Here is a 25173-nt window from a genome sequence, read left to right on the forward strand (position 1 = left end):
GCGCTCGCGCCTCGCCGCGCCGCAAGACATGCACTGCCCGCACCCACCACACCGGGCCCTCGGGCCCGAACCCAGGAGCCGCCGCATGACCGCCATGCCCGCTTCGCCCGACGACACGCAACTGGGACCGACCGACACCGGCACGCCGGAAACAGCCGGCCGCTTCGCCCGGCTGTGGCGTCGCGAGTTGAACCACTACCCCGTCACCTCACGCCGCCTGGCGTACCTGGCGATCGTGGTGTTGACCACCGTGGTCCTGTACTACGCCCTCTACGTGCAGTACGCGGTCGCCACGTCGATCATCACGCACTTCCACATGACCTACAGCTATTTCGTGTGGGTATCCGTCATCGGCAACGCGGTCGGCGCGTTCGCCTCGCTCGTGGCGGGCCTCGCCGACCGCTGGGGCCGGGCCAACATGGTGGTCTACGGTCTTCTCATCGCCGCCCTGCTCAGTCTCTTCGCCCTGCCCAACGCCCCGGACAAGGGCACCTACCTGGTGCTCTTCGCCTGCCTCAGCTTCATCGAGGGCATCGTGCTCGTGGCCACGCCGGCACTGATCCGGGACTTCTCCCCACAACTCGGCCGAGCCACCGCGATGGGCTACTGGACCATGGGTCCGGTCATCGGGAGCCTGGTCGTCACCGTCGTCACCAGCAGCACCCTGTCCTTCGCCGGCTGGCAGGACGAGCTGCGCTACTCCGGCTGGGCCGGGCTTGCCGTCTTCGTTCTGGCGCTGGTGGGGCTGCGCGAGCTGTCCCCCCGGCTGCGTGATCAGATCATGGTCAGCCTCCGCGACCGTGCGCTGGTCGAAGCGCGGGCCAAGGGCATGAATCCGAGGACGGCGGCAGAGGGCGGCCACTGGCGGCAGATGCTGCGGCTGGACGTCGTCGGCTCGGCCACCGCTGTCAGCCTCTTCCTCCTGCTCTACTTCGGCGCTGTCGGAAACTTCGTCGTCTATTTCGCCGCGACCTTCGGCTACAGCGAGCAGCGCACCAACGGGCTGGCCAACTGGTACTGGGCGGCCAACGCGGTGGCCCTGGTGGCGGCCGGGCTGCTCTCCGACAAGCTGAAGGTGCGCAAGCCGTTCATGATCGTCGGAGCCATCGGTTCGATCGCGGTCACCACGCTCTTCGCCCTGCACGCCACGGAGCCGCGCACCGGCTACTACACCTTTGCCGCACTGTTCGTCGCCATCGGTGTGCTCACCGGCATCACCTACGCACCCTGGATGGCGAGCTTCACCGAGACCGTCGAGAAGCACAACCCGGCCGCCACGGCGACCGGTCTGGCCGTGTGGGGATGGATCATCCGGGCGGTGGTCGCGATCTCCACGGCGTTCGTCCCGGTCGTGGTCACATCGGCCACGCCACTGGTCGAGCACGGCGCCCAGGTGAAGGCCGCGAGTGTCCAGGCCGCCCCCGCTCTGGCCATCATCGACGCGCACCCGCGGCTTTTCGCCGAACTCCAGGCGTACCCTCCGACCGCGGTACCACCGGCACTGGCGGCTCGGGCGGTGCGAGAGGTCGGGGCCGACAACCTGGCCACCGTACGCAAGGCCCAGCCGCAGTTGGCGCTGCTGCAACGCTACGGATCCCAGGTGAAGACCGCCGCCGCCCAGGGGCCGGCACAGTGGCGCACCTGGTGGCTGATCTGCGTGGCCGGACAGGTGTTCTTCCTGCCGTTCCTCTTCCTCATGGCCGGCCGTTGGAGCCCTCGGAAGGCACGCGAGGAGGCAGCGGAACACCAGCGCGCCGTGGAGCGTGAACTGGCGGCCCTCGCCGAAGAGGGCGACTGATTCCACGGCCACCCTCCAGCCTTGGTGGGCAGCCCTTGCGCTGCCCACCAAGGCCGTGCCTCGGCGATCGCGCCGTGCGCGCGCCGCTCGGCCGGAACCCGTACGAGCACGGACAGGGGTCCGCCTCGCCGACGGTCCCGGACGACGCCGGTGGTCGCGTCGATCGCCCGGCCAGGGCGGCCAGGTCCTGTCGCCCGTCGGGGAGCAGGGGTACGGGAACCGGCTCGGCGCCCGCCATGGTGGCCGGCATCGCACAGGCGGCGAACCCGGGCCAGGCGTACACCATGCGGTCGCCCGGCCGGATCACGGCCTGGAGCAGTTGCAGCGCCACGCCCATGAGCCGCTGCCGACCGCGACGGCGTCGCCGTCCACCCCGCACCAGCCGGCGATCCGCCGGGGTGGAACGGTGGGTACCGGTGGGCCCGGTCGGCGGTGTCCAGGATCGCCTTCCGCACGCACGGCGGCGGGGGGTAGGGGCTCTCGTTGAGTGCCGGCAGGCGCGGGGAGGGGGACACCGCGGTCACCATCGCTGCCCCCAGCGGATCGCGGCGGCGCCGGCATAGTCCCCGGCGTGGGCGAATCCGGCCAGCACCACCAGGTCGCCCTCCCTGATCCGCTGGGAGCGGATCGCGTCGTCGAGTGTGACGGGCATCGCGGCACCGAAGAGGTTGCCGTACCGGTCGAAGGTGTCGGGGTGACGCTCGGCGGGCAGGTCCAGGGCGTCACGCCAGTTGCGCAAGAAGGTGCGGTTGGGCTGGTTGGTGATCAGGGAATCGATCTCGGTGGTTTTCCTTTCCAGGCGGCGGAACAGGTCCCGCACGACCTGCGGCACCAGGCGGTTGCCCCGCTGAAGCACCTGAGTGACTCCGGTCTCGGTGAACCCGATGTGGACCTGGGCCTCCCCGGCCTCCCAGTACTTGCGCCCGTCCTCGCGCACCATGGTCATGTCGCCGGCATGGGCGGCGATGTGCCGGCTCTCGATCCCGAGGACAGGGGCGTGTGCGGAGGTCGTCACGTAGCCGACTCCGCAGCCGTCGCCCGGGATGGCTGCCTGGGACAGACCGCGCACCTGCGACTGGGTGAACAGCTGGCCCGCGGCGCTCTGTGCGTTGCAGATCAGGGCCGTGCGGGCCTCGCCGTCGAGCAGGATCCGCCGAGCCAGGTCGAGCATGTGCACGAAGGAGGCACAGCCGGCGTTGGCCACATCGATCAGCCACCGCGGCGCCAGGCCCAGTCGGCGCGCCACTTCGGTGCCGGCGCCCACGAAGGGCTGGTCCGGCAGTTGGCTGTGCACGAGCAGGACGTCGACGCGGCGGATCGCCGCGCGGCCGTGCCGTTCGACCAGCGGCTGGACGGCACGCTCGATCATGTCCGCGTTCGTCTCGCCGGGGGCGACGTGGTGGCGTGACGGGGGGATTTTGAACATCGGGCTGTCGCGCAGCTTGTCCTCCGCCGCCGGGTGCTCGGTGAAGAAGGCGGCGGGTACGGGATCGCCGGGGAGGTAGGCGGAGACGTCGGTCAGGCTCACCGTCGTCATCGGGCCACCTGCCTGGCCGGGGAGCCGCTGATGGGAAGACCGTTGCGGTGCCGGTGCTCGAGGATCGCCTTGAGATTGTGCATTTCGAGGGTGTGACCGGCGTAGAACAGGTCCCAGTACTCACCCACCCAGCGCCGGTCGGGGTGCGGTGCCAGGTCCGGGTGGGGGTTGCGCCGGTAGTACGGGTGGCGGCAGTTGGTCCAGGTGATCACCGATCCGGAGCGGCCGAGGACGAGGGCGGCCGGAACCACCCTCATCAGGTAGACCATCCACAGTTCGTCGCCCTGGTCCCAGGCGCAGTGGTAGTCGACGGTCATCGCACCGGGGTGCGCCTCGGTCCGGCAGTAGATCCGGGTGCCCTTCTCCAGCAGGTCGTGGCCCACCCACAGCCCCGGTGTGCCCGCGGGCTCGAACCCGCGCAGGCTGCACGTCCACTCCTCCAAGTGGTGACCGCGGCTGAGATAGTCGTACGTCGCCTCCGGCGGGCAGTCGACGTGCTCCTGGATGGTGCAGTACTCGCCGTAGACCTGCTGGTGCGGGTAGGCGTCCGGGGTCATCTCCAGGCAGCGGGCGGCCAGTTCCTCCGGGCTGGTGTTCTCCACCCGCACGAGGCCCGGGATGTCAGCCAACGTGGATCGGTCGGTCATGGGTGTGTTTCTCCTCATCGTGGACCGGCCGGTGCCCGGGCGCGACGGCGGCGCCCGCACCGGCTGCGGAGGTGGTCAGGAAGGGCTGGAACGGTGGTGTCTCGCGGTGATCGAGGTCCATGGCGACCAGGGCCGGCCCACCGCCGTCGTTGCTGTGCAGCAACGCGGATCGCAACTGTGCCGGGGTGCCGGCCGAGGTGACGCGCAGCCTCGGGAACATCGCCGACGCGCCGTCCGCTATCCGGGACGGGTGGAAGACGTTCTCGCGGCGGGCGCCGCCCTGGAAGAGCTCCTCACGCGTGACGCACATGGCGTGCGCGTTGTTGTTCAGGACGACGAAGGTGACCGGCGCGTCGTACTCGACGGCGGTGTGCATCTCCATGCCGTGCATGAAGAACGCCCCGTCACCGGCCACCACATAGGTCCGACGGCCGGTGGCCAACGCGGCGCCGATCCCGGCGCCGAAGGTGTAGCCCATGCCCCCCATACCCACCGCCACGACGAAGCGGCCGTCGCGGGGGGCCGGCAGAGCGTGGATGGCGGCAGCCCCCACGTTGCCGGCGTCCACGAAGACATGGGCGTCCGGTGGCAGCGCCTCGGCGATCGCGCCGGCCACCGAGGTGTGTCCGGGGGCCGGACCGGAATCCGGGGCAGCGGGCAGGAGGGACGGCGGGTGATGGGCCGCGCAGGCCGGTGGCCGCGGTGACAGGCGGCGCTCCAGCGTCCGCAGAGTATCGGCCACCGGCCCGAGCAGCGGGATTCCCGGAACGAACGGCGGCTCCGGATCCGCGCAGACCACGGGCATCCCGGTGAGCAGCGACTCCAGTCCTCCCCGCGCCAGGACGGGCAGGCGGGTACCCACCAGCAGGCAGGCATCGGCGCGGCGCAGGCAGTCCTCGACCTCGGGATGGCCCATGACCCCTGCCACGCCCACGAACCGGGGACTGCGGTTGTCGTAGACGTCCTTGGCGTCCGGGGACACGGCCACGCAGGCGCCCAGGTGCCGCACCAGACCGGCCAGTTCCTCGCGCGCCCTCGTCCCGGCCGCGCCTTCGCCGGCGATCACCATGACGTGGGAGGCTTCCTCCAGCACGCCGACCGCCTCGGTCAGACGGGCGGGATCCGGCTGCACGGCCGCGGGCGCGTGAGGCGCCCCTGCCCGCCGCGCCGCCCTGCCCGCTCCCCTCACCGCGAGCGGTGTGTGCGCCGCCATGCGAATTCCCGAGATTCGCGCGGCACTCGCGGATGCTCCGGTGTTCGCGAATGCCGCGGATCCCGTGACCGCCGGCACCTCGAAGCGTCCCTGCTGGGCGTCCTTGGGCAGGAGCAGCACGGCGGGGCCCCGGGGCTCGGTCTGTGCCATGCTGATGGCGCGAGCCAGCAGTCCGGGGATCGCTTCGGGTTCGGTCACTCGGGCGCAGAAGCGCGATACGGGTGCGAAGACGTCCAGAGCGTCGAAGGAGCCCGCCTTGCCGCTGGAGTCCTGGAAGGCGCCCCGGCCCTCCTGAAAGGTCGGTGGCTGTCCCACCAGGGCCAGGAGCGGGATGCGTGAGGCGTGGGCCTCCGCCAGTCCCGGAACCAGGTTCATCGCACCGCCCCCTGAGGTGGCCGCGACGACGCCGAGGCGTGCGGTGGTCCGGGCGTACCCGTCCGCCATGGTGACCGCGGAGAACTCGTGTTTGGCCACGATACCGCGGATGCGGCCGGGGGCACGGTGCACCGCTTCGTACAGGTCCTCGATGTTGGCTCCGCCCACGCCGAACACATACCGGACACCGATCCGCTCCAGTTCGGCGGCGACGTAGTCCACCAGACGCATCCGGCAGGTCATGCCGACCTCCGTTCCGCCCATGCCGGCTCGACGGCCGGACCGGAGTGGGCCCGCAACTGGAAGTGGTGCCGATACTGTGCGGGGGTGAGACCGACGACGGCGGCGAAGGCGCGCAGGAACGTCTCGATCGCGGTGAATCCGCAGCGGCTCGCGACCTGCCGCACCGACAGATCGGTCGCCTCCAGGAGTTGACGGGCCCGGGCGATACGTAATCGCCGCACGTACTGACCCGGTGTCATCCCCACCGTCTGCGCGAAGACACGGGCGAAGTGACGTGGACTCATGTTGGTGCGTTCGGCGAGTTCGGACACCGGCAGCGCGCGATGGAGGTTCTCCTGGATCCAGTCCTGAAGGGACCGGATCGGCTCCTGATCGGTCAGCTGTGTGTCGAGGATCATGCTGAACTGCGTCTGTCCACCGGGCCGTTTGAAGTACAGCACCAGGTACTTCGCCGCCTCCAGGGCGCATGCCGCCCCCAGGTCGTCCTCCACGAGGGCGAGGGCCATGTCGATACCGGTGGACACTCCCGCCGAGGTGATGTACGGGCCGTCCCGGACGTAGATCGGCTCGGGATCCACCGTCACCTCGGGGTAGCGACGCGCCATCTGCTCTCCGAACGCCCAGTGCGTGGTGGCCCGTCGTCCGTCGAGGAGACCGGCCTCCGCCAGCAGGAAGGCTCCGCCGCACACGGAGGCCACGCGTCGGGACCGTGCCGCGGCGTGCCTGATCCACGCGACGAAGGACGTGTCCGTCAAAGCCGCTTTGAGGCCCGGCCCACCGGGCACGACGAGGGTGTCGATCGCCCCCTCCGCGGCGTCCAGGGGGGCGGTCTGCACGACGAGGCCCGCGGACGTGGCCACTGACGGAGCATCAGGGGAGACGCACTGCAGACGGTAGGCGCTTGCCTGCTCGGCCATCAGTCGGTTCACCGTGTCGAAGACTTCGAGCGGTCCGCTGACGTCCAGGGTCTGGGCACCGGGGTAGACCACGATAACAACACGTCGTTGTCTCATGGTGACAGCCTGTTCCCAGCGGAGGACCGTCCACAATGACAGGCTGTTGACCATTCCTGCCACGCGCCGGGCTCACTGCGCTGACCGGGCAAAAGACGCCGGGCGAGCGCAGGGTGAGACACGTCACGGGAGATGCGGGACATACGAGCCGGCCGAAGGCCACGGCCGGCCGGGCGAGGCAGCGGCGGCCTGCGAGCCGCAGGCGGGCGGGGTTCCGACTGCGGCGCCTTCACACGTACCGCAGCCAATGGGTCGCGGTGGGTGAAGGCCGACCGTCGAGGACAGGGTGAGCGGCACCCTGGAAGAGAAGGCGTAGCACGGGAGAGGAGGCGTGATGCGGACCAGCGACGAGATCTATCACCGGGTCCGCTGGGACCCGCGGTTCGACCCGGCCCGGTTCGTGTTGGGGATCAGCCAGCGCGGGGAGGCCGTCAAACGCGTCCCGCTGCCTTCCTTCGTGCCCGGAGGCGACATCCCATGGCATCGAGTGGTGTTCATCGAGGCGGACGGCGAGGTGGTCTGGGACCGGGCCACGGGTGCGGACCGCATCGACGCGTCGGGCGCCGGCCGGGTACGCGACCCGCAAGGTGACCTGAGCTTCGACACGAGCGCCGGCAGGGGCGAGCCCGTCGGCGTCCTCGACGCACCCCCGACGGCCCGCACGGCGGTGGCCTGGATCCCGCCCGCGGAGCTGTGGCCGCCGATCCAGGACATCCGCCGGGACTACGATCCGCAGATCCACCGCTGGCCGCCGCACGTCAATGTCCTCTTCGGCTTCGTGCCGGAGTCCGACTTCGAGCGGGCCGCGCCGCTGCTCGCCGCGGCGACGGCCGAGACGCCCGTCTTCACCGCCCGGCTGGACGGGGTGCGCACCTTCCGGCACAGGGCGTACTTCACCGTGTGGCTCGACCCGGCGGCGGGCGGCAGGGCACCATGGTCGGACCTGCACGGCGTACTGCAGCGGCGGTTCCCGCGCTGTCGCGGGCCCGCCAAGGGCTTCACCCCCCATCTGTCCTTGGGCCGGACCCGGGATCCGCGGCGAGTGTGCGCCGACTGCGCCACCCGGCTCGACGCCATGACGGCGACGGTCTGGGACCTCGTCCTGCTCTCACGCAGAGGTGACGGGCCGATGCGGCCACGGGCCACGCTCGCCCTGCGCACGGGCGAGGTCCGCCGGCTGCCCGCACCCGGCCTCGAAGCGCCGGACCCGGAGGACACGGCCTGGCTCTCCGTGATCACCGACAGGTGAGGCCATGGCCAGGTGGGGCATGCGCCGCCGGGGTGTCCTTCATGTCGAACCTCGCCTGATCGCGGCGACAGCGTCGCGGACAGCGTGATCGACGCCGTTCGGATACTGACAGGGTCCCCCCGATAGCTCGGACCGTGTCCGCGCGCTGCGTGATCGCTCAGCGGCAGTCCGGATGCCGCGACTCCGCGTCGCGAGCGAATGTGGCTACCCCTCCGTGCCATCCGCTGGGAACGTGACTTGGTGCGGCCGGGCAAGTCACCGCGATCATGCCGGCCGCAGCCAGTTCGTCTTCGGCTGTCCCCTCGCCGCCTTCGCGCAGGCCGGGAACGAGCTCCGCGCGAAGGAGGTCCGCGAAATGCCGGGCACCGGCACCGAGCCGCGGCACACCGAGAGCAACCGCGCCAAGCCGAAGCGCCTGGTTGACCGCGACATACGTGCCGAGCCCGAGCCCGGCCCGTCCACCCTCACTCACCCCGCACCGGCCACCCCGGACACCAACTCGTCGTAAAACCCTGCGGACCATCGCAAGAGACCCACTCAGGAGCATCTCCCGCCTCCGGCGACCTGCGGCGATGCGTGCGGACCACGATAGGGTCCGCACATGTCAGACGCGATAGCGACCGCGATCACCGCGGCGGCGGGCCTCGGCGGGGCTCTCCTCGGCGCGGTGCTCCCGCAGCGCTTCAACGCCCGCCAACGCGCGACCGAGGCCGAACTCGCCGACCGCAGAAGGTCGTTCGAGGAGCGCCGAGAGGCGTACACGGCCATGAACCGCGCCTCCGAGCAGTTCCACACGCTCCTCAAGGACGCCCTGCACCGCATGCGCGACGGCGTCTACCTCGATGAGGACCGCACCCGTCTCGAGGATTCCCGCAGGGAGTATCGCGACCGCTACGCGGCAGCCCAGATGATCGTCCCGCTGCGGATCATGGAGGCGTCGCGGGAACTCAACAAGGTCCTCGCGGAGGTGGACGCGGCGGCCAAGCGCATCGACCGGGGCCTCGCGCGCGACGGGGAGACAGTCGAGCGCCTGCTCGTCGAGGTCAAGCAGGCGGAGCCCCGGTTGGTGGCGATGCGGACATTGATGCGGGAGGACCTGGGGATCCGGGACCGAACCACCTGAGGCGCGGTCAGCGCAACGAATGAGGCTGATGTCCAGCGCGCCTGGGAGTGTTGGGAGAGTGCCTCCCCGCCAGGCTCGCTCAGCGTCCCCCGGGAGCTCACCGCGAGCCGTCCCGATCAGATGGGCCATGAAGAGCGTCGCTCACTGTCGTCCGGGGACGGGGAGACCGGTTCTCAGGGTCGTAGGGCTGCCCGTAGAGGGAATGACGTGGGCTGCCCCGCGTCGGCTGCCGCTGTTCGCCACGGGTCAGCGGCTCAGGCAGCGACAGAGAGGGGGCCGCCCCCGGAGTCGAGCGAGCGCAGGATCCGCGCCTCCTCCTTCCGGGCGGCGGAGGGAGGGATTCGGCCGCCTGCGCGGCGGAGGGCGAGGGGGGCGAAGGCGTCGGCGGTTTCGTTGAGGTCGTGTCCGATGTGGCCTTTGAGCCAGCGGACCTGGACGCGGTGGCGGTGGCGCAGCAGGCGGTCCATCAGCTGCCGGCTCTCCGGGAAGAGGAGGGTGCGGTGGGCGGCTGACGGGTCGGCCAAGCGCAGGGCCGTGTCGACCGCGTCGACCGCCTCGGTGCTCTCGCACAGGACGACCACGGGTGCGTCCTCGTGGTGCTCGAGGAGGCTGAGGGCGGCCGCGCAGATACCGATGACTTCGGCTTCACCACTGCTGGAAGCCAGGGAGTCGCCGTATCCGATTGTCCCGTCCTCGGCGGCCCAGCCGTAGCCGCACAGTGCGGACTCGTCACCGACGGCGGCGTCGGCGACGGCCACGACGGCGGTGCCGGGAAGGTCGGCGAGCACGGCGTAGCGGTCCCCGTCAGCCGGAAGCGTTGCCGTCGGCTGTTCGCCGTCGCCGTCCTCGGCCGTGTCCGCACGATGGGCGTCGGTGAGGAGGGCGGCGAGAGCGCGGTGACAGTGCGGGCAGCCGTCGGCCCGTTCGGGGCAGTGCGCCTGGTGTCTCACGGTCAGCTCACGCACGCTGTGCCACGACTCGGGCTCGGCGTCGGCGAAGCGTGCCAGAGCCGCGGCGCGACACTGCGCGATGAGCTCCGCGACGGACCCCGTCGTCACGCAGGCCCGCATCCGGTCGTGGAGTTCCGTGAACCTGAGCAGGGCTTCGCGTGAGCGGGCCGCGAGAACCGCTGTGTCCTGGTAGGCGTCGTCCAGAGCGTCGAGCCGGGTGTGCCGTACGGAGAAGGAGCAGGCGAGTACGTCCCGTTCGGCCCGGGCTATCGCGTAGCGGCCCCAGGCCAGCGCGGCACGGGCATGGCGGATCCACCGTTCGGCCACCGCGTCGTGCGGGAGGTACGGGTTCTCCTCCTCGCGGGCGTCGCGCAGGAGGGCCTGAACGAAGGCGTCGTCGTCGCAGTCCCGCAGTTCGCGTACCGGTGCCGGAAGTTCGTCGCCTGCCGTTCTCCGGTCCCGGGCCCACTGGGCGAGGCCCGTCTCCGGCGCCTGCGGTGTGCCGTCCGGCAGTCCCCTGTCGCGGAGTTCCTGCCGGCAGGGCCTCGGCGAAGGCCACCGGGGATGCCCTGCGCGCCACCCTCAGCTCCAGCGTGTCCACCGGCCGGGAGCGGCCGGTGAGGCGGCGGGCCCGCTGCTCCTTGTTGCCTCGGCGCGGACAGCAGCCCGCTGCACGACTGGAGAAAGTCCCTGCGCGGCTCGTCTGGCACGGCGAGCGCACGGCGGGCCCGGGTCCGGGACCCGTACGTCTCACGGACCGACCTCGTCCTTGGGTTCAGCCTCCCGTTCGTTCAAGGTTCGGCAATGACTGGCGCGGCCGTTGAACCGCCCGTGAGCGCGGCACGTACCGCGGGTGGATCCGTCGTGCGGGGCGATCCGGTTGCTTGTCCCTCCGGCGCGCCCAGAAGGGTCCGCACTGTCATGACCGTCGTGCGCCCGCGCGCCCGTGGGGCACTCCCCACGGAGGGACGCACAGTGAGGAGCACCTCAGTGGCCCGCAAGAACCTGACACAGTCGTCGCGTACCGCGCGGCGGGAGCACGCCCGGCACCGGAAGCTGTCGAAGGTGTCACTCGCTCTGATCGGCGGCCCCGTGATTCTCGCCGTCGTCGCGGGGTCGGTGTTCGCGGCGGAAGTCCGTGCCCAGCACCGCCCGCAAAGGCACCGGGCAGCCCCCGCGCGGCCCGGCGCGGCGGCCCGCAAACCCGATCCGAACTGCACGCTGCTGGTGCCGGACAATCCGCTCACCGCCCGTGGCCTGGCCACGCCGTACAGACTCGTCGCGACCGATCCGGCACAGGGACCCTGTCACGAGGCCAACCCCGACCAGTCGGCGTTCGTGGAAGCCGCGATCCTCACCCCGAACGGCAAGCTGACCCTCTACAACCCTTTGGTGATCGACAAGGGAACGAGACCGGCGGCGCCCCCCGCCCGGCCCTCGGTGCCACGCGGCTCGACCGTGGGCATCTGGTTCGGTTTCAACAGCGCCGAACTGACCTTGCGGGCAAGCGGCCGTCGGGACGGTCCGGCTCGGGGCCACTGCGTCAACGGCCTGCCGGGATCGGTCTTCGGCCAGTTCGCGTACTGCAATGCGCCGGCCTTCTTCCGGGCCGCCAACGCCCAGATCGCCAAGGGGCACCTCAGGATTCCGGCGCTCGGGAGGGCCAAGGACGGCCTGCCCTGCCCGACCACGCGGGACTTCTCCGTCGTGGACCAGGACGGAAGCGACAACGTGGTGACCCACTACCTCGCCGACGCGCACGGCCGTATCGCCCAGAACAACGCCGCGAGCAGGGCCGCGCTCAGGAAGGCCGCCCGGCTGACCAACCGCGGCGACCGGCACCACCGGCACAACGGCAGGGCCAGGTGGGCGACCACCCGCGCCCCCAAGGACCTGGCCAACGGCAGCGACAACCTGCTGCTGACCCAGTTCGTGGACCCTGCCCTCGGCTGCAAGCCGTTCACCGCGCCCGACCAGTCCAGCGACGGCCGGGCCACGTCCGCCCTCGTGTTGGACGAACTGTCCGCCGCGGCGAACCAGAAGGCGCCGATCGCGCTGGTCCCGCGGAACGACCCGATGACGCTCGTCGACGGCCGTGGCAGCGTCGCGAAGACCAACGCCTACCGCACCGGAGTCGGCATGCCGGCGGTCGGTGCCGGCGCCGACGGTGACGGAGCGGCCTTCTGCACCACACTCTTCCGCGATCCGGCCGGCATCCGGCGCGTCTTCAAGGACAAGCCGCTCTTCGAGAAGGCGCCCTCGCCGGACCCGGCCATGGCGCCGAACCTCTTCGGTTTCCTCGCGGCACGGGCCAACCAGACGTTCACCAACCTGGGCTGCGATCATCTGCTCGGCGCCGCCGACCCGGTCGTCCTCACCACGAACGCGGACGGAAGGGTCACCGACGCGGTGTTGACAGCGCTCGGCCGGACGCCTTCCTCGGCCGCTCCCACGACCAGCGCCTCCCCGTCCGCGTCACCGAGCACCCCGCCGGCCGGCAGGGGCGCCGGTCCGACCGCCACCACCCAGGCCACCTCACCGGCCGGCGCCTCCGCCTCCCCCTCCCCGTCCCCCACGACACAGCAGCCGCATGGAGGCCACCGCTACGGCTCCCCGACAGCCACACCGGCCCTCGCGTCGCCCCGGCCGCACAGCTCTTGAAGGTGCTCCCCCCGCACCCAGCACTCCCGTACACCCGGCACCCGCTGCAGAGCATGCCGGTCACCAGCCACTACGGCGGCCCGCAGCCGGCCCCGCGCTTCGCGAGGGCATCCCACCTCGGCAGCCGATCTACCGTGGCGTCATGACGCCGAATCCGCTCCCTCACCTCACTCCGACCGCCACCTGCTGGTGCGGCCGCGCCAAGAAGGTCGGCCCGGGGTCCTTCTTCGCTCCCGGCCACGACAAGGTGGCGGAAGGCGGCCCTGCTCGCTGTCGAATACGGTTCCTCCGTCGCCCAGTTGCTGCACGGACACGGATACGGCCCGGGACATTCGGTGAGTGCACGTGCCGTGTCCGAGGGCGTATGACGGAAGTGCCCGGCATGTGACTGCGTCGGCGCACCGGCGAGCATCGCCAACCACTCGAAGCGGGCTCACACGACCACAGCCGACCAGTCCCAAGGAGCAGCACGATGGCCGAGCCGACCTCCAGTCAGCGCGCCGACCTGGAGAGGGCGGTGCGTAGGTACGGCGGCTACTGGGACACCGAACGCGGTCTGCGCACGCTGCGCGACGCCGGGCACGACCCACAGGACAAGCACACCCGCCGGATCCTCCGAGACCTCGCGAGCGAGGGTCTGCTGGTGAAGGTGGAGGACCGGCCCGTCAGGTATCGCCTGGCTGCTCGGCGGTCCCGGTGACGGTGACCGTGGGGCGGGGTGCGGCCTTGGTGTCGGCGGTTTCCTTGCCGGTTTCCGCCGAACCACCACTGGTGCCGACGCCGACGCCGACGAGCAGTGAACCAGAGCGACCGCCCCGCACTTCAGCCACTGCCTGCGGCTGCGAGCGGGCTGTCCGGGGCCGGTGGGTGTGCCGAGACCGAACGGACCGGCGCCCTGCGGGCTGTGGCCGGGCGGCGGGGGAGTCTGGTGGCGGGCCATGGCGTGCACCGCGCTCGCCGCCCTCGCGGCAAATGAAAGCGTCGTCAAACACGTGGACAGACTTGACGAGCCGCCGCCCGCCGGGGCGTGCGCGAGCTGTACGGCCAGGACACGCTTCCGGTGCAGGCCCGGCGCAGCGCCGTGAGCCTGATGCTGACGGCTCCGGAGGCGGAGGTCACCGTGCGCGCCGCCGACAGCCTCCGCGCGGACGCGTTCCCCGAGCTGCTCGCCGACGCGGTGCTGTGCAACCCGCCGTACGGCGTCCGGGACTGGGGCCACGACGAGCTGGCGTACGACCCCCGCTGGGCGTACGGCGTACCGGCCCGCGCCGAGTCGGAGCTGGCGTGGGTGCAGCATGCCCTCGCCCACCTGACGCCGGGCGGCTACGCGGCCCTGCTCCTGCCGCCGGCCACGGCCGGCCGCGCGTCGGGGCGCCGCGTACGCGCGGAACTGGTACGCAGCGGGGCGCTGCGCGCGGTGATCGCGCTGCCGGCGGGCGCTTCGGTGCCCTTGCACATCGGACTTCAGGTGTGGGTGCTGCAACGGCCCGAGCCGGGTGGGCCCGAGCGCAAGTCGGTGCTGTTCGTGGATACGGCGACGGATACGTCGGCGGCGGCCGGACACGGTGGGGCGGCGGTGACCGCGCGGACCAGGGGCGGGAGCCGGTCCGCGTCCGTGGACTGGGAGGGGATCACGGCGCGTGCCCTGGGTGCGTGGCGGGCCTTCGCGGAGAGCCCCGACACGTTCGAGGGCGAACCCGGTGTCGCGCACGCGGCCGGCGTGGTCGACCTGCTGGACGACGTGGTGGACCTGACCCCTGCGCGGCTCGTACGGGCGTCACGGGCCGACGTCGATCCGGCGGAACTGTCGGCCGAGGTCGACGCCGCACGCCGGAATCTCGTCAAGGCCGCGAAGTCGCTCGCGCGGGTGGCCGGGCAGGAGGGGTGGAGCGCCGCGGGCGCGGCGGCACGTGAGTGGCGTACGGCGACCGCGTCCGACCTCGCTCGCGGTGGGGCGCTGACGCTGCTGCGCACCGTGCCCGAGGCCGCGCATGGGCGCGCGGAAGGTGAGAGCGGGGGGCGGGCCGGTGCCCGCGCGGTGCTCACCGGCTCGGACATCGCGCGTGGGTCGGGGCCCACGGGCGATACGACGGAGCTGCGCAGCGATACGGCGCCTGTGATCGCCGTCGGAGATGTCCTCGTACGCGCGGTCGTGAGCGGCGACGGCTCGATGGCCCGGGTCGCGGGCGAGGAGGACACGGGCGCGCTGCTCGGCCTCCACGTCCACCTCTTCCGGCCGGACCCGGCCCGCCTGGACCCCTGGTTCCTCGCCGGTTTCCTGGGCGCGGAGGAGAACATCGCGGGCGCGTCGACGGGCAGTACGGTCCTGACGGTCAGCCCGGGCCGGCTGCGTGTGCCGCTGCTGTCGCTGGAGGAGCAGCGGCGGTACGGGGAGGCGTTCCGGCATGTGCACGAGCTGCGGGCGGAGGCCCGGCGGGCGACGCTGCTGGCGGAGGAGACGGCACGGTTGCTGGCGGGCGGGCTGACCGGGGGGCAGCTGCTCCCGTCCCGGGATGGAACATCGTAAAGGGCACTCCACCACCGACCGACCCCCTCCATGAGTTCTTCACGCGTAGAGGTTGACATCCCCATCCCGCAATCCGCGTTCCTGACCCCGACCGCATCCACTACGGTGTCTCCAGGCGCGCATCGCGGCTGGTCAGACGCGCGCCCATGACCGAGTTTCGAGGACACGCGTGCAGATCACGCCCCTGAACCCCGAGGACCCGCTCTCGCTGGGCGACTTCGAACTCCTCGGCCGGATCGGCCAAGGTGGCATGGGCCAGGTCTTCCTGGGTGAGTCGCCCGGCGGTGAGCCCGCCGCGGTGAAGGTGATCAAACCGTCGGTCGTGGACTCCGAGTCCCGACAGCGGTTCGCGCAGGAGATCGAGGTGCTCAAGGCCATCTGGGGTCCACGCATCGCGGCGTTCCTGGGAGCCGACGCGGAGGCGGAACAACCATGGCTGGCCACGGAGTACGTGGACGGCCCGGACCTCGCGCGGCACGTCAACACGCACGGACCGCTGCCATCCGTCCTCACCGCGGCGCTCGGCGCGATCCTCGCCGAGGCGCTGTCGGCCGTGCACACCCAGGGCCTGCTCCATCGTGACCTCAAGCCGGCCAACGTCCTGCTGGGACCGAACGGCCCGAAGATCATCGACTTCGGCCTGGCCGCGTTCACCGAGTCGACCATCTCCCTCACCACCCCCCATCAGGTCGTCGGCACCCCGAACACCCCCCTGTACACACCCACCACCCACACGGCTCACCACTCCAGGAACACCTTGCCGTTGCTCAAAGCCCCGTGGCGCCGGCCCGTCGCCGCCCACGATCCAGTCCCGTGGCGAAGCCCGGAACCCGCGCGGAACGGCATCGCGGCAAGCGCGGCAGGCGGCACTGGGCAAGCTGGAAGACCAGTTGGCCAAGCAGAAGGGGAAGAGGAGGTGCGGCCCGGGCACGGGAGCCTCTCCGCCGAGCAGCCTGCGCAGCATGCGTATGCTCCCGGTCATGAGACTTTTCCGGCCGCGCGGCAGAAGCGACGCCGAACGCATGACGGGAACCCCTGTGGGGGAGGCCAAAGCCCTGTACGAAGCCGGGCGTTACGCCGAGGCGGAGACCGAAGCCCGTGCCGTGGCCCGATCGCGGCCACGCGACGACGAGTACGCGGCCGTGGCGCTGAACATCGCCGCGCTCGCGACGGGCGCCCAGGGCCGCCACGCCGAGGCACTCGCCACCTACGACGAAGCGCTGTCTGCCTTCAGCAGGGTGTTCGGAGCCGATCACTGGCTGACCCTGAAGCTGCGCTCGGACCGCGCTCAGCAGATGATCTCGCTCGGTCAGCACGCCGAGTGCGAGGCTGAGTGTGCGGCCGTCGCCGAGGCCGCAGGCCGCGGTACCGGCCCGCAAATGTCACTCCTGGCAGCGGCCGCCCGCAATGGGCTGGTCTTCGCCCTCAATGCGCAGGGGCGCCACCAAGAGGCCGAGGCACTCGCCCACGAGGCCCTGGCCGCCCATCGTGCACGCGACCGGGCGTCCCTGGTCCTGCGACTCGGCCTGACTCGCAGCCTCAGCGGCCAATCCCGCCACGAAGACGCCCTCACCGAGGCGCAGCGCGCCAAGAAGCTGTACCGTGCTCTGCCCGATTACCAGCGCCATCCAGATACGGGCGCCGTCGAACTGGCCTTTGCCACCGCCCTGTTCGGGTTGGGCCGCGTTCCCGAAGCGCGTCGCCGCGCCGCAGCCGCTCACGACGCGTGCCTGGCCTCCTTCGGCCCGGACCACCGCCGCACCGCGGAAGCCCGAACGCTGCTCGAGCAGATCGACGGCACTCGACCGTAGGCGCAGCGCCCCCGCACGGGCGAGTCGCAGGCGCTCCCTGGGCATCTCATCCAACTGTCGCAACGCGCCGGACCAAGAGGGCGGCACGGCACTGTTCGCGGTGTCGCACCAACTCGGGGTTGTTTGGTGTGTGGCGCGGTCTGCCGCGGTGAAGGCGGTGATGACGGCGGTCGCAACGCCGGTACCACCCGCATGATGAGGCGCTAGAGTTGCAGCTCGAACGGGACGTCCGGCGGCCGATGCGCCGCTCGTCGAGTCACCGTGTTGAGACGTGAGCGGGGTTGGACCTCGCAACCTGGCTTTTCGCTGAGCCGCCTGGGGGGAACACGCCATGACAGACGCGCAGGCGCACGCCGCCGACACCGGCGCGGACGAAGCCGCCGAAGCCGCCGAAGCCGACGAGGCCGCCGACCGGAAGGCCGTCGAGCAGGAGCAGACCGAGATCAAGGACTTCGTCAAGGGCCTGAGCGCGGACGACATCAAGTCGGGCAACTGGTTCACGAAACTCGCGGCTCATGCCATGAACGCGTACACCGAGAAGGTCGACTGGCAGTACTTCCAGGACCGGTACTCGGGTGTGCCCGCGGATGCCATCGTGGATCAGCGGATCAAGATGGCGGCCCGGTACGCCGCGCTCGAAGGCGGGCTCTCCGCCGGGGCCTACACGGCGACCGTCGCCGCCACCATCGGGAGCCTCGGGGGTGCCTCACCGGCGACCGTCCCCGCCGCCGTGGCGACCATGATGGTCGACCTCGCGTTCATCTCCCGACTCCAGCTCCGCCTGGCCTACGACATCTCCGTGCTCTACCGGGTCCCGCTCGACGTGCACGACCCCGAGGACCTGTGGAAGCTCATCCGCGTGGCCTTCACGATCAAGAGCGGGGAAGCTGCCCGTGAAGGTGTCGCCAAGGCGGTTCCGGCCCTCGTGCGGCCGTTGATCAAGCGCTTCTACTCAGGATCGGTACTCAGTGCAGGGAAGGCGCTCCCCGTGGTCGGGAAGTACCTCCTGCGGCGCAACGTCATCAAGATCGGCATCCCCCTTGTCGGCGTCCCTCTCGCCGTACTGCTCAACCGCTACACCACGCTCCTCGCCGGCCGGCACGCGCGGGCCGTGTTCCGGAACGAGGCGCGGGTGATCGAGATCGCCGAGGGAATCAGCGAGCGCAGTCGCCACCCGCAGTTGATGCTGTGGGTCGCGTGGCTCGTGCTCAGGGCGAACGCGAAGGCCAAAATCGCGGACGACGAGGCGCTGCTGATGCGGCATCTGGTGAGGCTGGTCCGGGAGCGGCACGAGGTGGTCGACGAGAAGCTCGCGAACGTCGTCGACATCGACCCCGCAGAGGTGTGGAAGCGCGTGGACGCCGAGCCGGGCGATCTCGGCGACGTCCTCGACGCGGCGGAGCGCGTGGCCACCGTGGACGGTGACGTCAACTCCCGTGAGAAGGCGGTCCTCACGGAGCTTCGAAAACGGTGCCGCCGGGACTGACCCCGTCGTGCGGCACCGCTCCTACGCCACTCCCCCGCCGCAGCCCAACACCCGTGTACAGCGCACGGCCGTACAGGCGTCGCTCCTGGTGACACGCCCGCCGTGGCCGCAACGCTGGCCCCATGCACACGACGCTCTTCCCTTTCCCCGGCCCCACGGGGACCAGCGAGTTCGCGATGGCGTTCACGTCGACCCCGCGAGGCGCCCGCCTGGCCCGGCTCTTCGTCGCACACTGCCTGGACGCCTGGGGCCACCCCTACGACAGCGACGTCAACGAGACGCTGACCCTGATCACCGCCGAGCTGTGCGCCGAGGCCGACGGCAAGCAGCTCCGCCTGGAGGTATCCGACGACTGGGACGAACGCCGGCCCACCGTCGTCCCTCCCGCGGCCCCCGGCGCCGAATCGGGCCGCGGGCTGCTCCTCGTCACCGCCCTGGCCGACGACTGGGCGTCACCGACCACCGTAGCGGCCCCCGGCAAGACCGTGTGGGCATCCGTGAGAACCCCCCAGCCCCTGCCGGGTGAGCACGTCGAACGGCCCGCGCCGTCCAGCAGGTCGAGCCGCGGTCAGCCGCGTCCTTGGTACCGGTAGTTGTAATAGTCCTTACCGCCCACCAGCACCGACGTGACGTACCTCGGAAGGCCGTCGGCGTCCCGCTCGACCTCCTGGGAGGTCTGCCGGGTGAAGCCCAGGGACACGCCGGGGATCACCGGGTACTCGGGCTGCGACGTGTCGACCGTCCAGCCCCGCTCGGTCGCACGCCGGAAGAGGTCCTCGGCGGGGGTGGTGAACACCTCGTCCCCATCGAGCAGGACGCGGGTGCTGGACGTACGTCCTTCGCCGGGCCACCACAACTCGATCGCGGTGACCTGGTCTCCGCCCTCGGCCAGGGCCTGTACACCGACGTGGTCGAGGGTCCAGGATGCCTTCGCCGAGTTCCGGCTCGGGCGGCGCAGCACGCGGGGCTCGCCCCAGTCGGACGCCGCGGCGAGGGTCTCGTCGAGCGTCATGCCCAGCAGGATCGGCGCGACTCCGCGCGGCGGGTCGAGTACCAGATCCATTGCCTACCCCTCACTCCCTCACGACGGCGTCATTTCAGGATGTCGTAGTTTATCGTCCAGCCCTTCTTCTCCAGCATGGCCTGGAACTTCCTGTTGTTCTTCAGGCTGTCGACCATGTCCTTGATGTGGGTGTCGTACTTGTCGCCGTACAGCTCACGGATCTCGTCGATGTCCATCTTCATGGCCTGGTCCCAGCGCCCGGAGTCGATCAACTCCCGCTGCTTCGCACGCCACTCCTCGCTCTCCTTGCTGGAACCCGTGCTGGTCAGCTCTCGGTGGTCCGCCGCGTCCATGCGGATGGCGGGTCCCATGCCGGCGCCGCCGCCGTTCTGGTTCGTACGGAAGCCAGGCATGTCCAGGTGGGAGTAGGACGCTTTCGCCGGGATGTGGTTGATCTCCTGGTCGACGGGATTGACCCGCTCTCTCCTGTCGTTCAGAAGGTTCGCGGGCTTCAGGCCGCTGTACCAGCCGCCGTTCTCGGTGCACCCCTTGGCGATCAGGCCCTCGGGGTCCATCCGGGTGTGCGGGTTGGTGACGTACGCGACCGGGTTGGGCGCCGCTCCCAGGCCGAGTGGGTCGGGGCTGGTGTAGCGCGCCGTGTCCGGGTCGTAGTGGCGCTGGTAGTTGTAGTAGAAGCCGGTCTCGGGGTCGTCGTACTGACCGGGCAGACGCAAGGGTGTGAACGCCTCCGCGTCCCGGGTCCAGCCCATGACGCCCCAGGCGGTGGACCGGCCGCGCCAGGCGATCGCGCCCCGCTCGTCGACAAGTTCGCTGGGCGCTCCGACCAGGTCCGTGACGATCGCGAAGAAGCGGGCGTCGACATCGGCCTGCGGTTCCCGCGCGCGGTCGAGGCGGCGTTCGAGCTGGGTCAGGGGCCGGTGGCCCTCGTAGTCCCAGGTAGTGGTGACACGATGGGCCGTGTCCATCTGCTCCGCCAGGCGGGTGCCGTCCCAGGTGAAGTGGACGGACTGCACGACGGTACCGTCGTCGGCGAGGCGGTGCTTGGCCGTACGCCGTCCCATCGGGTCGTAGGAGTACGTCCACCGGGTGCCGTCGGGGGTGACGCAGGCGACGAGGCGGTTCTCCTCGTCCCAGGTGTAACGCCAGGTGTCCGGCTTCTTCGACAGTCGCCTCTTCTGGCGCAGGGTGGTGCGGCCCGCCGCGTCGTACTCGTAGCGGATCCGCCCGGCGGTCACGACCCGGGTGCCCTCGTAGGTGCGCTCCCCCCGGCCCTCCGCTCGTGCGGCCCGGTCGGGCCACTCGGCGCTGATCTCGTTCCCGGCGCTGTCGTACGCATAGGACTCCGACCAGTTCTCGGCCGTGACGCGCAAGGGGCGCCCGACCGGGTCGAGGTCGACGTGCCGGCTCGTACCATGCAGTTCGTCGGCGATCCGCTCCAGGCAGCCGTCGGACCGGTAACCATAGGCACGGGCGCGCAGGGTCCGACCGCCCGCGGACAGCTGTTGCGAGGTGAGCCGGCCCATGTCGTCCCACCCGGAAGTGAGCGTGACAGGTGCCTCGGCGGGTCCGAAATCACGGGCCAGTTCCTTGCCCCAGGCGTCGTGGGTGAAGGTCAGGGCATGGCCGTCGCTGAGCAGTGCCGTACGGTTGCCCGCCGCGTCATACCTGGACCGTGTCACGGCGCCGGTGGGGGTGGTGCGCATCGTGCGCCGTCCGGCGGCGTCGTAGGCGAACCGGGTGGTGCGTCCGTCGACGGTCTCGGCGACGACCCTGCCGACCGCGTCTCGCTCCAGGGTCAGCGTGGACGTGGGCGAGGTCACCGAGCTGACGCGACCGGCGGCGTCGTACGTGTAGACGGTGCGCCGGCCCGCCACGTTCTTGGCGATGACGCGGCTCATGGCGTCGTACTCATGCGTGACCCGTGCCCCGACGGGCGTCGTGCGCGCCACGGGCCGGCCCATCGGATCATGGTCGTAGGTGACCGTGCGTCCGTCGAAGTCGGACTCGGATGTCAGGTTGCCGTTCGCGTCGTATGTGTAGTTCCAGCTCAGCCCCTGCGGATTGAGGACTTCCGTCAGGCGGAGTTCGGTGTCGTACACGAAGCGGTACCGGGCACCGTCCGCGCCGGTGCGGGCGGCGAGCCGGTCGAAGTGGGTGTATTCGAAGCGGGTGACGGCGCCGGTGGGGCCGGTGTGCGACGTGCAGTTGCCCTCCGCGTCCCAGGTCCAGCGCTCCTCGGTGGCGTCCGGTGCCACACGCCGGGCCAGCCACCCCTGGGGACGCCACTGCAGCACAGTGGTGGCGCCACCGGGGGCGGTGGAGCGGACGGGCCTGCCGAAGGCGTCGCGCTCCACCGTCGCGGTGTGGCCGAGGGCGTCGGTGCGGGAGAGTACGAGACCTGCCGCGTCGTGGGTGAGGTGCTCCGTCGCGCCGGTCGGATCGGTCAGTGTGAGCAGCGCGCCCCGCGTGTCGTAGGTGAAGTGGGTCTCGGTGCCGTCCGGTGCCGTGATCCTCGTGCGGTTGCCGCGCTCGTCATAGGCCTGGCGCCAGGTCGCTCCGTCGGCCTCGGTGATCTCTTCCGGGAGGTTGAGTGCGTTATAGCGGGTCGTCGACTCGGTGCCGTCCGGGAAGACGATCCGGATCAGGTTCCCCCGCTCGTCCCAGGTGAAGCGGGCGGTGTTGCCGAGCTGGTCGGTGCGCTCCAGGAGGTTGTCGTAGCGGTCCCACAGGAAGTGGACGGTATGGCCGAGGGGGTCGGTCTCGGAGACGGTCTGCCCCAGTGCGTTGAACCGGGTGATGGTGACAGCGCCGGTCGAGTCGGTGAACCGGGTGACGCGCTCGGCGGTCTCGTACGCGAAGCGCGAGGACAGCGCGCCGTCGGGACCGATCGTCTCCACGACCCGGCCTTCCGCGTCGTACAGGTAGGCGTAGGTGTGGTCGTTGCGGTCGGTCCACGACGTCACCCGGTGCTCGTCGTCGTAGGTGAAGCGCAGCGGGACGGTGTCGGAGAAGGATGTGACCTCGCTCAGGTCGCCGTCGTCATAGCCGAAGGAGGCGACCCTGATGGAACCGTCCGCGGTACGCAACTCAAGGGTCGAGACGCGGCCGCTCGCCCGGTCGCAGGTGACGCGCACGTCGTAGCCGCCGTCGTGCAGGACGGCACTGGGCAGTCCCTCGTCGTCACGGAGGACTTGTACGGTGTTGCCGTTGCGGTCTTCGATCTCACTGAGCCAGTACAGGCCACCGGAGGAGTAGGGGCTGCCGACGAACCGGCGCACGTGGCCGGAGTACGGGTCCGTGGTGGCGTAGGTGACCTCGCCCAGCGCGTTCCGGTCGACGTGAGTGAGCGGAACACGCTCGCCTTCGACCGGCTCGACGGAATCGTCCGGGGATACGGGAACACGCGGGTAGACGAGCAGCGAGCCGTCCTCCCTTGCCCAGACCGCGCCGCCGCCTGTCAGTTCCAGCCGTTCGTCGAGCGTCGATGCCCAGCTCGGCCCGAAGCAGTGGCCGTGACCGTAGCCGGATACATGGGTGCGCCGCAGGATCAGGGGCAGGGTTCCGGGCAGGACGATGTCCGTCTGGGACATCACCATCTCGCCGCTCGCGACGTCGACCGGATCGGTCTTGCAGCGTCGCCGGGTCAGGGCGATGGATTTCGCGCGCGCGTCGGCCAGTGCGTCCTTGAGAGATCGGGGGCGGCGCTTGCCCGGGCCGTCCAGGCGGGCGCGTCCGCCGCCGTCACCGCCGCCTTTCCTGCCGCCGTCGATGGCGTCGAGCCTGCTGCGGATGTCGAGGTCCGTGCCCTTGTGCAGGCGTGAGGTGGCCCTCACGCGGTCCGGAACAGTCTCCGTGACGTGCTTGGCGATCTTCTTGAGGGCCTTTTCCGAGCCCTCGATCGCGCCGTGCAGCACACTGTCGAAGACCTGGGTGAAGGGGTCACGGCCCTTGCTCTGGCCGAACGCTGTCTTGGCCCGCCCCAGGGGTGACGATGCCGCGGTGTGCATCTCGCCGCCGTGCCGGGAGACCTTGCCGGCGCCATCCTCGAACTCGACGTGGTCGATAGTGGTGGTTTTTCCGCCACTGGACGACCCGGAGCCACCGGCCGAGGCGAGCTGCATCCCGCCGTGCCGGCCTTGCCCGTGCCCGCCGTCACCACCCCCGTCCCCTGGTGGCATGGAGAACGCGCCCTCGGCCAGGTCGAGGACCATGTCCTCGACCATTGCCTCCAATTTGGCGTTGACCGGCTCGGTGACCTTGGCGATCACCTCGTCGACGATCCGGTCCACGGCCTCGTCGAGGATGCGCTTGACCACCTGGCGCATCGCCGCGATCTCGGCCGCGCCGAGGACTGCCGACAAGCCACCGGTCACCCAGGCGAGCCCGAGGGACAGGCCCACCGACCCGGCCATGACGGCCAACTCGGCCTCGGCCTTTGTCTTCATCCAGAAGATGACTTCCGCGAGCACGTCACAGGCGTCCGCGAACAGGCGGGCGAGCTCGGGAAGTTTTTCCAGGTGGCCTGCCTTGACCTGGTTCCAGTGCTTCTCCATGGCGTCGACGGCCCACCCCTCGGAGGAGGACAGGACCCGGGAGAACGCCTGGTGGGCCTCGGCGCCGTGGCCCTCGAACTTCTCCGCGAACTCCCGCATGGCGCCGGCCATTTCGCGGTAGTCGTCCTCGTCCACGTTGGGGAATTTGATCCCAATGAAGTCGAGTATCTCGTCCAGCCAGTTGGGCAGCGTGTAGCCCATCCCCCGTTACCCTCCGTGCATTGCCGGAGCCATGACGTCGGCTCATTAATCAGGTCATCACCTTAATAAGTATCAGCAACGATGGCAGCCAGGGGGATTGCCCAGACCCGTCTGCGCGGTGCGGACTTCGCCACCCTCTCGCCACACGCCGAGAACCTGACCGGGTTCCTGATCCACCTCAGCGGGCGCGAGGAGACCTGGGACGATCTGGTCGCAGATGCCCGTACAGTCCTGCCCCAGCTGGAGAACATCGAGTTCGAGGAGGTCGGCGGGGCGACCGACCAGCTGACCGTCGTACTGCGCGAGCGCGGCCTGCGGCGTCTGCCCCCCCTCGCCGACGCTTCCTGCAGCACCGTCCGCCTGCTAGGGCTGCTCGCCCTGCTGTACGACCCGAACCCTCCACCTTCACCTGCATCGAGGAGATCGGCCACGGGCTGCATCCGCAGGCCCTGGAACTCGTCGTGCAGCGGCTACGCGAGGCGGCCGAGCGGACGCAGTTCATCGTGGCCACCCACTCGCCCGCGCTTGTCAACCGGCTGTATCCGGAGGAGTTCGTCGTGTGCGACCGCGACGAGACCGGCGCGTCGATCATCCCGGCTCTCACCGTCGACGAGGTGAAGGACATCGCCGAAGAGTCCGGTGAACAGCCGCTGGGGGAGTTGTGGTTCTCCGGGGTGCTGGGAGGCGACCTCACCGGGGTGAGCTGCTGCTCGTACCGGGCATGCGCGCGCCGCACGACCGGGCCCTGAATGTGCCGGGGCG

16 protein-coding genes and 3 pseudogenes are annotated in these 25173 nt (G+C 70.6%); 12 read left to right on the top strand and 7 right to left on the bottom strand.

Annotated elements, in window-relative coordinates; translation table 11 throughout:
- Positions 1 to 85: 85 nt before the first annotated feature.
- Positions 86 to 1798, top strand: coding sequence for an MFS transporter (locus tag R2S09_RS18640; RefSeq protein WP_306191277.1), 1713 nt, complete (start codon positions 86 to 88; stop codon positions 1796 to 1798).
- A gap of 520 nt (positions 1799 to 2318) precedes the next feature.
- On the opposite strand, the gene R2S09_RS18645 is transcribed toward R2S09_RS18640, so the two are convergent.
- Genes R2S09_RS18645 through R2S09_RS18660 form a run of 4 tightly spaced genes read right to left on the bottom strand, consistent with a single transcriptional unit; the run spans position 2319 to position 6826 of the window.
- On the bottom strand, positions 2319 to 3335 hold the full coding sequence (locus tag R2S09_RS18645) for a ketoacyl-ACP synthase III family protein (protein ID WP_316742159.1): 1017 nt from the start codon (positions 3333 to 3335) through the stop codon (positions 2319 to 2321).
- Positions 3332 to 3982, bottom strand: a complete 651-nt coding sequence (locus R2S09_RS18650) for an SRPBCC family protein (protein ID WP_316742161.1) — start codon at positions 3980 to 3982, stop codon at positions 3332 to 3334. The genes R2S09_RS18645 and R2S09_RS18650 overlap by 4 nt, the downstream gene beginning before the upstream one ends.
- The gene (locus R2S09_RS18655; RefSeq protein ID WP_316742163.1) at positions 3957 to 5813 is read right to left on the bottom strand and encodes a thiamine pyrophosphate-binding protein; all 1857 of its coding nucleotides are present in this window, start codon (positions 5811 to 5813) and stop codon (positions 3957 to 3959) included. Before R2S09_RS18655 ends, R2S09_RS18650 begins: the two co-directional genes overlap by 26 nt.
- Positions 5810 to 6826, bottom strand: coding sequence for a GlxA family transcriptional regulator (locus R2S09_RS18660; protein ID WP_316742164.1), 1017 nt, complete (start codon positions 6824 to 6826; stop codon positions 5810 to 5812). The genes R2S09_RS18655 and R2S09_RS18660 overlap by 4 nt, the downstream gene beginning before the upstream one ends.
- 334 nt (positions 6827 to 7160) lie before the next feature.
- Here R2S09_RS18660 and R2S09_RS18665 point away from each other — a divergent pair, with 334 nt between their 5' ends.
- The 3 genes from R2S09_RS18665 to R2S09_RS18675 all read left to right on the top strand — a co-directional run bounded on the left by R2S09_RS18665 (position 7161) and on the right by R2S09_RS18675 (position 9198).
- Positions 7161 to 8075, top strand: a complete 915-nt coding sequence (locus R2S09_RS18665; protein WP_316742166.1) for an RNA repair domain-containing protein — start codon at positions 7161 to 7163, stop codon at positions 8073 to 8075.
- Positions 8076 to 8307: 232 nt separating this feature from the next.
- The gene (locus R2S09_RS18670; RefSeq protein ID WP_316742167.1) at positions 8308 to 8583 is read left to right on the top strand and encodes a hypothetical protein; all 276 of its coding nucleotides are present in this window, start codon (positions 8308 to 8310) and stop codon (positions 8581 to 8583) included.
- A gap of 93 nt (positions 8584 to 8676) precedes the next feature.
- Positions 8677 to 9198, top strand: a complete 522-nt coding sequence (locus R2S09_RS18675) for a hypothetical protein (RefSeq protein ID WP_316742168.1) — start codon at positions 8677 to 8679, stop codon at positions 9196 to 9198.
- Between the two features lie 254 nt (positions 9199 to 9452).
- On the opposite strand, the gene R2S09_RS18680 is transcribed toward R2S09_RS18675, so the two are convergent.
- On the bottom strand, positions 9453 to 10475 hold the full coding sequence (locus R2S09_RS18680; RefSeq protein ID WP_316742170.1) for an RNase H family protein: 1023 nt from the start codon (positions 10473 to 10475) through the stop codon (positions 9453 to 9455).
- A 663-nt stretch (positions 10476 to 11138) separates the two neighbouring features.
- On the opposite strand from R2S09_RS18680, the gene R2S09_RS18685 reads away from it, so the two are divergent.
- From R2S09_RS18685 to R2S09_RS18715, 7 genes and pseudogenes are all read left to right on the top strand, one after another.
- Positions 11139 to 12809, top strand: a complete 1671-nt coding sequence (locus tag R2S09_RS18685; protein WP_316742172.1) for a hypothetical protein — start codon at positions 11139 to 11141, stop codon at positions 12807 to 12809.
- 472 nt (positions 12810 to 13281) lie between these two features.
- Positions 13282 to 13509 (top strand): hypothetical protein, encoded by a 228-nt coding sequence (locus R2S09_RS18690; protein WP_316742174.1) that lies wholly within the window; start codon positions 13282 to 13284, stop codon positions 13507 to 13509.
- A gap of 309 nt (positions 13510 to 13818) precedes the next feature.
- A pseudogene (locus R2S09_RS18695) lies at positions 13819 to 15336 on the top strand (N-6 DNA methylase); the annotation flags it as partial.
- Positions 15337 to 15586: 250 nt separating this feature from the next.
- A pseudogene (locus tag R2S09_RS18700) lies at positions 15587 to 15979 on the top strand (protein kinase); the annotation flags it as partial.
- Between the two features lie 337 nt (positions 15980 to 16316).
- Complete coding sequence (locus R2S09_RS18705) at positions 16317 to 17147, top strand: tetratricopeptide repeat protein (protein WP_316742176.1); 831 nt, start codon at positions 16317 to 16319, stop codon at positions 17145 to 17147.
- Positions 17148 to 17478: 331 nt separating this feature from the next.
- On the top strand, positions 17479 to 18633 hold the full coding sequence (locus R2S09_RS18710) for a hypothetical protein (protein ID WP_316742177.1): 1155 nt from the start codon (positions 17479 to 17481) through the stop codon (positions 18631 to 18633).
- A 122-nt stretch (positions 18634 to 18755) separates the two neighbouring features.
- The gene (locus R2S09_RS18715; protein ID WP_316742179.1) at positions 18756 to 19226 is read left to right on the top strand and encodes an ATP-binding protein; all 471 of its coding nucleotides are present in this window, start codon (positions 18756 to 18758) and stop codon (positions 19224 to 19226) included.
- Here R2S09_RS18715 and R2S09_RS18720 read toward each other — a convergent pair.
- On the bottom strand, positions 19202 to 19696 hold the full coding sequence (locus R2S09_RS18720; RefSeq protein ID WP_316742181.1) for a hypothetical protein: 495 nt from the start codon (positions 19694 to 19696) through the stop codon (positions 19202 to 19204). The two genes, R2S09_RS18715 and R2S09_RS18720, sit on opposite strands and share 25 nt — an antisense overlap.
- 29 nt (positions 19697 to 19725) lie before the next feature.
- Positions 19726 to 24411, bottom strand: a complete 4686-nt coding sequence (locus tag R2S09_RS18725; protein WP_316742183.1) for a DUF6531 domain-containing protein — start codon at positions 24409 to 24411, stop codon at positions 19726 to 19728.
- Positions 24412 to 24516: 105 nt separating this feature from the next.
- Between R2S09_RS18725 and R2S09_RS40605 the strand changes: the two are divergent.
- A pseudogene (locus R2S09_RS40605) lies at positions 24517 to 25160 on the top strand (AAA family ATPase); the annotation flags it as partial.
- Positions 25161 to 25173: the final 13 nt, after the last annotated feature.

The organism is Streptomyces sp. MK7, from assembly GCF_032658145.1.
Lineage (GTDB): Bacteria > Actinomycetota > Actinomycetes > Streptomycetales > Streptomycetaceae > Streptomyces > Streptomyces spiralis.

Excerpts from the sequence above, each read along its gene's own strand:
- R2S09_RS18640 (WP_306191277.1), top strand. The coding sequence starts at position 86 with ATGACCGCCATGCCCGCTTCGCCCGACGACACGCAACTGGGACCGACC.
- R2S09_RS18725 (WP_316742183.1), bottom strand. The coding sequence starts at position 24,411 with ATGGGCTACACGCTGCCCAACTGGCTGGACGAGATACTCGACTTCATT.
- R2S09_RS18665 (WP_316742166.1), top strand. The coding sequence starts at position 7,161 with ATGCGGACCAGCGACGAGATCTATCACCGGGTCCGCTGGGACCCGCGG.
- R2S09_RS18710 (WP_316742177.1), top strand. The coding sequence starts at position 17,479 with ATGACAGACGCGCAGGCGCACGCCGCCGACACCGGCGCGGACGAAGCC.
- R2S09_RS18645 (WP_316742159.1), bottom strand. The coding sequence starts at position 3,335 with ATGACGACGGTGAGCCTGACCGACGTCTCCGCCTACCTCCCCGGCGAT.
- R2S09_RS18705 (WP_316742176.1), top strand. The coding sequence starts at position 16,317 with ATGAGACTTTTCCGGCCGCGCGGCAGAAGCGACGCCGAACGCATGACG.
- R2S09_RS18675 (WP_316742168.1), top strand. The coding sequence starts at position 8,677 with ATGTCAGACGCGATAGCGACCGCGATCACCGCGGCGGCGGGCCTCGGC.
- R2S09_RS18650 (WP_316742161.1), bottom strand. The coding sequence starts at position 3,982 with ATGACCGACCGATCCACGTTGGCTGACATCCCGGGCCTCGTGCGGGTG.
- R2S09_RS18720 (WP_316742181.1), bottom strand. The coding sequence starts at position 19,696 with ATGGATCTGGTACTCGACCCGCCGCGCGGAGTCGCGCCGATCCTGCTG.
- R2S09_RS18690 (WP_316742174.1), top strand. The coding sequence starts at position 13,282 with ATGGCCGAGCCGACCTCCAGTCAGCGCGCCGACCTGGAGAGGGCGGTG.
- R2S09_RS18715 (WP_316742179.1), top strand. The coding sequence starts at position 18,756 with ATGCACACGACGCTCTTCCCTTTCCCCGGCCCCACGGGGACCAGCGAG.
- R2S09_RS18655 (WP_316742163.1), bottom strand. The coding sequence starts at position 5,813 with ATGACCTGCCGGATGCGTCTGGTGGACTACGTCGCCGCCGAACTGGAG.
- R2S09_RS18660 (WP_316742164.1), bottom strand. The coding sequence starts at position 6,826 with ATGAGACAACGACGTGTTGTTATCGTGGTCTACCCCGGTGCCCAGACC.